The organism is Chrysosporum bergii ANA360D, from assembly GCF_029891735.1.
GTDB classification, from domain to species: domain Bacteria; phylum Cyanobacteriota; class Cyanobacteriia; order Cyanobacteriales; family Nostocaceae; genus Umezakia; species Umezakia bergii.
Map to the genome: position 1 here is coordinate 1 of NZ_JANQDH010000044.1, position 1,096 is coordinate 1,096.

1 pseudogene is annotated in these 1,096 nt (G+C 43.0%); it reads right to left on the reverse strand.

Annotated features, from left to right (window positions below):
• Positions 1 to 181 precede the first annotated feature (181 nt).
• A pseudogene (locus tag NWP17_RS06770) lies at positions 182 to 1,096 on the reverse strand (ATP-binding protein); the annotation flags it as partial.

The window sequence follows — 1,096 nt, forward strand, 5'->3', positions numbered from 1 at the left end:
ATGAATGATAAAGTAATTGCGTCCATCAATTAATGCTTTCAACTGAGGTAGTCGCCCTGTGGGAGAGAGCATATAGTGGATATCAGATTGACAAGGTCCAGCAGTATTAAAGTGTTTAGGCATAATTGACAATAAGTTAAGGTACTACTGTGATTCAAATGTGGTTCAAATTTATGGGAATCTAACTACGAATGAGGGTAATGGTGCGTCCCCTAGGACTAATAACCTCCTCCGTACTAATCCTCTCTCCCATAGGTGGTAACCCAGGACGGCGATCGAAAATCACTAACCAACCTGTATCTAATCCTAACCCATCCAGGTATTTATCCAGTTGGGTCAAACCCTTAATTAACGGATCCGACTTTCTTTCACGCCACATCTTAATTTCTATACCCATCACCACCTTGCCATAGCGTAAACAAATATCCATTCTCCCAGAACCAATGGCATATTCTCGCTCTAACGTCCCACCACCATTTACTACCCGGTGTAAAAATGCCATTAACACCAAATGGGGGGCAATCTCATGATAAGGCGCACTTTTAAGTAATGGTTCCCCATGTTGTCGCCAAAATTCCAAGAAAGAGTTTAAGAGAATTTGAGGATTGAGAGTACCATCAGAGTTTAACCAGTTGGGTTCTACAGAAGTTAGAGATGCGATCGCCACTGCAGCTAAGGTCTTAGGTAAAATCTCCCGATAAATAGGGTTAGCAATTTCTAGTCCACCCCCGCGATCGCGACGACATAAACCCAAGTCTAGGACATATCGTAAATTATCTTCTGCTGTATCAGCTAAGTCTTCACCAGCTAACATGGGTTGAATAATATCCCTAACCCGTGCTTCCCGTAATCTTTCTGCTAAACTATCCAAATGGGTATCCTGACGCTGGATGAGGATTTCTTTGGCTTGGTTAATCACCTCAGCAGTAATGGGTTGATTCATATCCTGGACTAGCACCTGGGTAGCTTGACGAGCTAGGGCGTTAACTAACCATGGTTGTCCATCGGTTAAATAATATGCCTGTTGAACTGCTTCCGGGGTAAACACCTGTCCCGTAGCTGTTGTATGTTGTTCATATAGATTTTGGACATCTGT